We start from the raw sequence: 8,459 nt of genomic DNA on the forward strand, positions 1-8,459 counted from the left end.
ACGCCGCAGGCCCGGCCCCCGGGTGGGTGCGGCACATGAGGAAGGCATGCCATGACCGACACGATCAGCGCCTCCGCCACCGCTTCCGCCTCTGCTTCCACCACTGCGGGGTCCGACTCCTCGGCGCGGGTGCTGCTGAAGGGCGCAGCGGTGGCGGGGCCGCTGTTCCTGGGCGCGGGGATCGCCCAGGGCCTGACGCGTGAGGGCTTCGACTTCACGCGCAACGCCATCAGCCAGCTGAGCCTCGGAGACCTGGGCTGGATCCAGATTATCAACTTCTTCGTCGCCGGCGCCCTGCTGATCGCCGGTGCGGTCGGGATGCGGCGATCGGTGTCCGAGGGGCCCGGCCACCGCGCGGCGCCGTGGCTGGTCGGGGTGTTCGGGGCATCCTTCCTGGTCAGCGGCGTGTTCTCGGCCGACCCCGGGGCCGGTTTCCCGGCCGGTACGCCGGACTCCGCGACCGCCGCGCTGAGCGTGCACGGCGCGGTCCACATGGCTGGCGGCATGGTCGGCTACCTCGCGCTGTGCGCCGCCTTCCTGGTCCTGTCCCGCCGCCTCGCCGCCGAGGGGCAGCCGGGCTGGGCGTTCGCCTACCGCCTGCTCCCGGTGGGCGTCCTCGCCGGGTTCGTCGGATCCGGTGCCTCCGTACTGTCCTTCACGGCGGGGGCGGCACTCGGCCTGGCCGGACTCGCCGCGGTGACAGCCCGGCTGGCGCGCCTCTAGCGGTACCGGCACTCACGCACTCGAACACTCACGCACACCGGAACGAACGAAAGGCACGGACGACATGCCGGACTCACTGCAGGGTGCCGCGTACTTCCCCTCGATCGAGAAGAAGTACGGCCGTCCGATCGCGGAATGGAAGGACCTGATCCGGACCTCCCCCCTGACGAAGCACATGGAACTCGTCTCGTGGCTCAAGTCCGAGCACGGCCTGGGTCACGGCCACGCCAACGCCCTGGTCGCCCACACCCTCGCGGAGGACAAGGCGAAGTAGTCCACACAGGCCGCCACTGAGTGTTCACGCTCATGCCATTGCAATGATATTGGTCAAGTGACCTTCATCTAAGCGGGGGTTGATGGTTCCACCTGTTGCTGAATCTCTGAACGCAACGCAACTTCTGTTCTGTCGCGAACGACAGGGATTCCAGCGGTATGGAGCCCGACATGCGCCTCCAGGCCGTCGGTACCGCCGCGGTCCATCCCATCTGAACCCAACGGATCAGGAAGCGAGACACCCCCATGCGCATTGCGATTGGTGAATTCATCAGCTTGGACGGCGTCGTTCAGGCCCCGGGGCACCCGGACGAGGACACCGACGGCGGTTTCGCCCACGGTGGCTGGAGCCACCCGTTCTTCGACCCGGAGGTGATGGGTGGCGCTCTGGCCGAGTGGCAGACCAGCACCGAGGCCCTGCTGTTCGGACGCCGCACCTGGCAGACCATGGCGGCGGCGTGGCCGGACCGGGCCGGCGACCCGTTCGCCGACCACATGAACAGCGTCACCAAGTACGTCGTGTCCAGCACCCTCGGCGAAGACGAGCTGACGTGGAACAACACCACACGCATCCCCGGCGACCAAGCACTGGACCAGATCAAGAAGCTGCGCGAAGCCGAAGGCCGTGACCTGGTGGTCATGGGTAGCGCGTCCCTCACCCGAACCCTGCTGGCCGAGGGACTGGTCGACGAGCTCCGGCTGATGATCCTGCCGGTGCTCGTCGGCGGCGGTAAGACGATCTACCCGACGGACGGCCGGCTCCGCGCGTTCGAACTGGTCTCCACGGTCGTCAGCTGCACCGGAGTGCACGTGTGCACCTACCGGCCGAAGGCCGGGGCGTAGTCGGCAGGCGTACGGGCCAATGCCGACCAGGCGGGAGATGTTCGGGTCTTCGCCTCCGTGGGCATCCGGTCCTGTCGGCGCGGTGGCGCACTGTCAGGGCCGTCCGGCAGTTGGGTCAGTAGCCGATGGTGAAGCGGCGTTGGACGAAGCGCGGTAGCTCCGCCTCGTCGACGAGGGCGACGGCGGCGTCCTCCATGGAGATGCGGCTGCGCCCGTCCGCGTTGCGGACCGGCTGGTCGCCGCCGATCCGGAACCGGCCCGTACGTTCGCCGGGCGCGATGTCCTCGGCAGGGTTGAAGTAGGTCCACAGCCGGTTGGAGGTGCGCAGGACGTTCAGGGCATCGCGGTGGCCGCGCACCGCGGCGGAGTATTCCCTGGGCAGGCCGATCGCGTCGAGGGTCTCGTGTAGGAGTGCGTCGGAGTCGGCCCGTACGACTCCGGGCGCGATCTCCAGGCTGCCGGCGCCGCCGATGACGATGAGCCGGATCCGCGGATGACTCTCCAGCGTCTTAAGGAGTGCTCGCGCGGCCGTGGCGTACACCGTGGGGTCGGCGATCGAGCGGGCCACGGTGTCGGCGATGTCCCTGGCGGCGTTTCCGGGCTGGAATCCGCTGATCAGTACGTCGAGGCCGGGTATGGCGGCGGCGATGCCGTCGGCGTCGAGGACGCGCCGCGCCCGAAGCCTGACTCTACTGACGAGTAGTTAGATACTGGGAGGGAAAGTCAGGGCAGAGCAGTGGAACGTCACGCCGAACGGGTGTGGCGCGGGCAGCCTGGAGGGCCGTGGGCAGCTCCAGGGGAGCTCTCCTCCCGAGCTGTGGTCTGCTGTCGTCCTGTCCGGGAGGTCGCCGTACGACGTTGTGGACAGTAAACAATGCGCGGTGTCGTAGCAGCCGCGGTTCATCAGTCGGGCCCATCATGCCCGGCAGGCCTGATGGGGGCTTGCCGAGGGGCCTATCGTGACGAAGGTCAGCTGAGCGGTTGCCACCTCCGTGGTGGGGCCGGGCGCGTTCCGGCAGTTCGTCAGCCTCGACGCCCGGGCGACGCGGGGCGGGGCCTGGCAGCACGCCTGGGAGTCACTGCGCTGTTCTCCCCAGCTTCGTACTCTTCCCTGCCCGATCGGCTCGTGCCGCTCCAGCCAGCGCAGATGTCCCGGATCAAGGCTGCCACGCCGTCCTGGCCGCCAACGTCGCCTTCTGCACCGTCATCTACCGTGCCCTGCATCGCAACGAACGTCTTGACCAGCCCAGCAATAGATCAGGCGCTGCTCGATCACCGGCCGACGTTCTGACCCGCGATGCGGAAGAGCGCAGATGGCTGCGGGTGGCGGGACGGTATGTCGCGTCGGCCAGGCGCGGGGTGGGTGGCGGCTTCTGCCGGTCGGATACTCGATGATCGTGCCGTGGCGCTGGTGCGCTGCTGTCAACGGGTGTCTTGAGACCGTGAGAGAAAGCGATGGGGGATATGAAGGACATGGAAGGTCCGGTTGTGCCGGAAGTGGTGGAAAGTCCGTCTCTGCGGGCTCAGCCCACCGGGGGCCTGGCGGGATGGTTGCTGCGTCATCGGGTGCAGCCGGTGGGCCCGGCGGCCGGTGAAGGGCATGCCGTCCCGCACGCGTGGTGGAAGGTGATGTGCCTGACCGGCGTCGACTACTTCTCCAGCCTCGCCTACGTCCCTGCGATCGCCGCCCTGGCCGCCGGCGCGGTCTCGCCGCTGGCGACGCTACTGATCGTGGCGCTGACGCTGCTGGGCATGCTTCCGATGTACCGGCGCGTGGCGAAGGAGAGCCCGCACGGCGCCGGGTCGGTGGCGATGTTGGAGGACCTGCTGCCGTTCTGGTGGGGCAAGCTATTCGTGCTCATCCTGCTCGGCTTCGTGGCCACCTCGTGGATCATCACGATCACGCTCTCCACAGCGGACGCCTCTGTACACGTGGTGGAGAACCCCTTCTTCCCCGCGGTGCTGCACGGCCACGAGGTCGCCCTCACGGTGGCGCTGCTGCTGGTACTCGGTGGGGTGTTCCTGCTCGGGTTCAGCGAAGCGGTCAGCGTGGCCATCCCCCTGGTCGCGGTGTTCCTTGTGCTGAACGCGGTCGTCATCGGTATCGGCCTGGTGCATGTGTTCACCACCCCGGGGGCCTGGTCGGCGTGGACCGACGCACTCGCAGCGGGCGGAGGTGGCTTCGGCGACCTGATGGGCCCGGCGCTGCTGGCCTTCCCCCTGCTGGTGCTGGGCCTGTCGGGCTTCGAGACCGGCGTGAGCATGATGCCGCTCGTCGCCGCCGACGGGGCGGATGAGGAGCAGCGGCTGCGCTCGCGGATCCGCAACACCCGCAAGCTGCTGACCGTCGCCGCGCTCATCATGAGCGTCTACCTGCTGTCCGCGAGTTTCGTCACCACCCTCCTGATCCCGCACGAGCTGTTCGAGCCGGGGGGCGCCGCCAACGGCCGCGCGCTGGCGTGGCTGGCCCACGAGCATGTCGGGGAGGCGTTCGGCACGGTCTACGACATCAGCACCATCCTGATCCTGTGGTTCGCAGGCGCCTCGGCCATGGCGGGACTGGTCAACATCGTCCCCCGCTACCTGCCCGACTACGGCATGGCCCCCGAATGGGGACGCGCTGTGCGCCCCGTCGTGATCGTCTACACCGCCCTGTGCATCGCCATCACGATCGCCTTCGACGCCGACGTCGACGACCAGGCCGGCGCCTACGCCACCGGCATCCTGGCCATGATGGTCTCCGGCGCCTTCGCCGTCACCGTCTCCACCGCACGCCGCCGCCACCGCGCCACCACTGTCGGCTTCGCCCTGCTCACAGCCGTCCTGCTCTACGCCCTGGTCGCGAACATCATCGACAAGCCCGACGGCATCGTCATCTCCGGCTTCTTCATCGCCGGCATCATCATCGTGTCGCTGATCTCGCGTGTCTCACGCACCACCGAGCTGCGCGCCGACCGCATCGTCTTCGACGAGGCCGCCCGCCGGTTCATCGACGACACCCTCGCCCACGACGGTGCCATCAACATCATCGCCAACCGCCGCCAGGCCGGCGACGTCGCCGAATACAGCGACAAGGAACGCGAGCAGCGCGGCGTCAACCCGGTGCCCGGCCAGGCGGACGTGCTGTTCCTGGAGATCGACGTCGTCGACCCGTCCGACTTCAGCGACACCCTCACCGTCCATGGCATCGACGTGGACGGCTACCGCATCTTGCGCGCAGCTGCACCGGCCGCTCCCAACGCCATCGCCGCCATCCTGCTGGCTTTGCGTGACGCCACCGGCGTCCAGCCGCACTGCTACTTCGCCTGGGCCGAAGGAAGCCCGCTGGTCCACATGGTCCGCTACTTCCTGCTCGGCCGCGGCGACACCGCCCCGGTCACCCGCGAGATCATCCGCAAACACGAACCCGACCCCGACCGCCGCCCCGGCATCCACGTCGGCGGCTGACCACCACAGCCACCCGACGCTCCAGCCGGGCAGACCACCGGCAACGCGCCAGGCACGCCGTCCGCAGAGCCGGATTTCGGTCGTCGCGCTACCCGGCATCGACCGGCCTCGCACCTAGACTGCCGTGCGTGAGCCTCTCCCCGAGAGGGCACCTCACGCCCTCCGCACGAGGACACCCTGACCACTGACGGGACTGCAGAGAATGAAAGCCCTTCGGGAATGGGGAATGCGGCCCAGGATCATCAGCCTGACGATCGGGGCCGCTGTCCTCGTGACGGCAGGTGCCCTCGCTGAGTGGTGGTGGCTGATCGGCATCGGCGTATGGATGCTCATCGCCGCCTTCCTCCTCGAAATGATCTACCGGCCTTGAACTCCGGCGCCAGCTGCCTTGTCCGGCAGCGGCGTAGGACCGAGGCCGACGTGCCGGTGGTGGAGCCGGTGGTGGAGGCCCGTTCCGCGGTGCCGGAAGTCAAGTGCGCAGGGGTCGATGCAGGGTGGGGCGATATCCGGGCTCTGCACGGCTCCATGCAGTGTCAGAGCCAGTCGCGTCGCTTGAAGATCACGTACAGGCTGAGACACACGAGGGCCATCAGGGCGACGGCGAAGGGATAGCCGAGGACCCAGCCGAGTTCGGGCATGGTCTCGAAGTTCATGCCGTAGATGGTGCCGACCAGGGTCGGGGCGAAGAGGATGGCGGCCCATGACGAGATCTTCTTGATCTCCTCGTTCTGCGCGTGGCCGGCCTGGGCCAGCTGTTTCATCTCCTCGTTCTGCTGCTGGCTGACCAGGGTTGCGTTGACGGCGAGGATGTCCTGGAGCGCGAGGCGGAAGCCGTCGACGCGTTCGGTCACGTGGGTGGCGTGGTCGGCCACGTCGCGCAGGTAGCGGCGGAGTTCCTCGTCGATGCCGTACTTCTCGAAGCCGGCCGAGAGCCCTTCGAGGATCCGGGTCAGGGGTGTCGGGTCGCGCGGGCGAACTCGACCACTTCCCGGGAGAGCTCGTAGATGCGGCGGGAGACCTTCGGGTCTCCGCTGAAGACCTCGGTTTCGATCTCGTCGACGTCGTTCTCCACGCCGGCCACGACGGGGGCGTAGCCGTCGACGACTGCGTCGAGGATCGCGTACAGGACGGCCTCGGGTCCGCGCTTGAGGAGATCCGGGCTGCCTTCCATCCGGCGCCGGACCGCTGCCAGGTCGGGGGCGGCGCCGTGGCGGACGGTGATGACGAAGTCGGGTCCGACGAAGACGTGGAGCTCGCCGAAGTCGACCTCTTCGGCGGCGTCGAGGTAGCGGGCGGCACGGAGCACGACGAAGAGGGTGTCGCCGTAGCGTTCCAGCTTGGGTCGCTGGTGGGCTTCCAGGGCGTCCTCGACGGCGAGGGGGTGCAGGTCGAACTCCTCGGCGACGGACAGCAGCTCTGCCTCGGTCGGCCGGTGCAGGCCGATCCACGCCATGCCTCCTTCCGCCTCGCGAAGCTTTCCGAAGGTCTCGGCGAGGGAGTCATGGGTGCTGGTGCGGACACCGTCGTGGTAGATCGCGGCCGTGACCACACTGTTTCCGTTGGGTGGCTGCTGGCCGGCTGACACAGCCGGCGCGGGCTGCCCGGCATCGGGGCGGGGCTCGGCGGGGCGCTTGGCGGGCTTGGTGAACGCGCGCAGGGCACGCAGACGACTCTCGGACACGGCAGGGGTCCTTCCGCAGGCAGGAAGCAGCAAGGCGTGAGGGATGCGCGAGGGCACGCCGCAGACGCCGCCTGCAGAGCCGGCTACGAGCCGGGCACGGCAGCGCCCCGCGGCGCGCGACTGGGAGGTTCACCACACATCGGGGGACTCACCTGCCTTTCGTACGCGCGGGACATTAGGCCATCGAGCAGGCTATACCCGCCGCGAGAACGCCCGGGACCTCTCCTCGCAGCACTCGCCGAGGGGGACATGACGGGGCCGACACTCCGCCAGCACCAGTCGCGGTCAGGGGCGCGGGTGATCACCTGCTGGTCGCGGGTAGGTTGCATCCCTACGCATCGGACGAGTGACACGAGGCAGCACATGGTGGCGGAGCGGGGTGGCAAGGGTGGTGCGGGTCTGCCATCGGCGGTAGTGGACTGCGCGCTCTACGAGGACGGGCACCGCATCCCCGGCCAGGTGACCCTGGACACGGTCATGAAGCGCATGGACCCGCAGGAGGGTCGGTTCGCGTGGATCGGTCTGTACGAGCCCACCGAGGAGCAGCTCCAGGAGGTCGCCGAGGCCTTCGGCCTGCACCCCCTCGCCGTGGAGGACGCCGTCCACGCCCACCAGCGGCCCAAGCTTGAACGCTACGGCGACATGCTGTTCCTCGTGCTGAAGACGATCGTCTACGTCGACCACGAGAAAGTCACCGCGACCAGCGAGATCGTCGACACCGGCGAGATCATGGTCTTCGCCGGCCCGGGCTACGCGATCACCGTCCGCCACGGCAGCGCCCCGCCGCTGGACGACGTGCGCCGACAGCTCCAGGACGATCCGCAGCAACTGGGCTGCGGACCCGCGGCGGTCCTGCACGCCGTGGCGGACATGGTCGTCGACCGCTACGTCGAGGTCGCGGACGCCTTCGCCGGCGACGTCGACTCCCTGGAAGGCGAGGTCTTCTCCCCGGACCGTCCGGTGGACGCGGGGCGGATCTACCAGCTCAAGCGCGAGCTCCTCGAATTTAAGCGCGCAGTGATGCCGCTCGCTGGCGCCCTGCAGCGCCTCAGTGAAGGTGCGGTCCCCGGCATCCCGTCGGAGGTCGCCACGTACTTCAGGGACGTGGCCGACCACCACCAGCGGGTCAGCGAACAGATCCTGTCCTTCGATGAACTCGTCTCCGGCATGCTCAGCGCGAGCATCGCCCAGCTCGGCGTCCAGCAGAACGCCGACATGCGCCGCATCAGCGCTTGGGCCGCCCTCATCGCCGTCCCCACCATGATCGTCGGCGTCTACGGCATGAACTTCGAGCACATGCCCGAGCTCAAGTCCCCGTACGGCTACCCCGCGGTCTGGGCCTTGATGGCGATCGTATGCACGGTCATCTACCGCGCGCTGCGCCGCAACAAGTGGCTCTAGTACTGCAACGGTACTTGCTGTGATGGTTTGTTGGCTTCTGGTGGTGTGTGACCGCGTCGTTTGTAGTGGCTGACACGTGCCTGGAACTGTC

6 protein-coding genes and 3 pseudogenes are annotated in these 8,459 nt (G+C 68.4%); 7 read left to right on the forward strand and 2 right to left on the reverse strand.

The features are described from left to right. The first annotated feature begins 51 nt into the window (after positions 1 to 51). The 3 genes from ACZ3X1_RS18545 to ACZ3X1_RS18555 all read left to right on the forward strand — a co-directional run bounded on the left by ACZ3X1_RS18545 (position 52) and on the right by ACZ3X1_RS18555 (position 1,839). A complete protein-coding gene (locus ACZ3X1_RS18545) occupies positions 52 to 723 on the forward strand; it encodes a DUF998 domain-containing protein (RefSeq protein ID WP_467280305.1) in 672 nt (223 codons plus the stop codon). A 64-nt stretch (positions 724 to 787) separates the two neighbouring features. After that, positions 788 to 997 carry a DUF4287 domain-containing protein gene (locus tag ACZ3X1_RS18550; protein ID WP_467280306.1) on the forward strand — a complete coding sequence of 70 codons (210 nt, stop codon included), beginning with the start codon at positions 788 to 790 and terminating at the stop codon, positions 995 to 997. A 245-nt stretch (positions 998 to 1,242) separates the two neighbouring features. Continuing rightward, complete coding sequence (locus ACZ3X1_RS18555) at positions 1,243 to 1,839, forward strand: dihydrofolate reductase family protein (RefSeq protein WP_467280307.1); 597 nt, start codon at positions 1,243 to 1,245, stop codon at positions 1,837 to 1,839. A 115-nt stretch (positions 1,840 to 1,954) separates the two neighbouring features. Here ACZ3X1_RS18555 and ACZ3X1_RS18560 read toward each other — a convergent pair. Continuing rightward, a pseudogene (locus tag ACZ3X1_RS18560) lies at positions 1,955 to 2,518 on the reverse strand (NAD(P)-dependent oxidoreductase); the annotation flags it as partial. 340 nt (positions 2,519 to 2,858) lie between these two features. Between ACZ3X1_RS18560 and ACZ3X1_RS18565 the strand changes: the two are divergent. The 3 genes and pseudogenes from ACZ3X1_RS18565 to ACZ3X1_RS18575 all read left to right on the forward strand — a co-directional run. Then, positions 2,859 to 2,986: pseudogene (locus ACZ3X1_RS18565) on the forward strand (pyridine nucleotide-disulfide oxidoreductase); the annotation flags it as partial. A 326-nt stretch (positions 2,987 to 3,312) separates the two neighbouring features. Then, positions 3,313 to 5,286 (forward strand): APC family permease, encoded by a 1,974-nt coding sequence (locus ACZ3X1_RS18570; protein ID WP_467280308.1) that lies wholly within the window; start codon positions 3,313 to 3,315, stop codon positions 5,284 to 5,286. 226 nt (positions 5,287 to 5,512) lie between these two features. Continuing rightward, the gene (locus ACZ3X1_RS18575; RefSeq protein WP_467280309.1) at positions 5,513 to 5,656 is read left to right on the forward strand and encodes a hypothetical protein; all 144 of its coding nucleotides are present in this window, start codon (positions 5,513 to 5,515) and stop codon (positions 5,654 to 5,656) included. Between the two features lie 163 nt (positions 5,657 to 5,819). Here the strand turns inward: ACZ3X1_RS18575 and ACZ3X1_RS18580 are convergent. Next, positions 5,820 to 6,952: pseudogene (locus tag ACZ3X1_RS18580) on the reverse strand (magnesium and cobalt transport protein CorA). Between the two features lie 378 nt (positions 6,953 to 7,330). Here ACZ3X1_RS18580 and ACZ3X1_RS18585 point away from each other — a divergent pair. Further along, complete coding sequence (locus ACZ3X1_RS18585; RefSeq protein WP_467280310.1) at positions 7,331 to 8,368, forward strand: magnesium and cobalt transport protein CorA; 1,038 nt, start codon at positions 7,331 to 7,333, stop codon at positions 8,366 to 8,368. Positions 8,369 to 8,459 lie beyond the last annotated feature (91 nt).

The organism is Streptomyces sp. NPDC023541, from assembly GCF_055559995.1.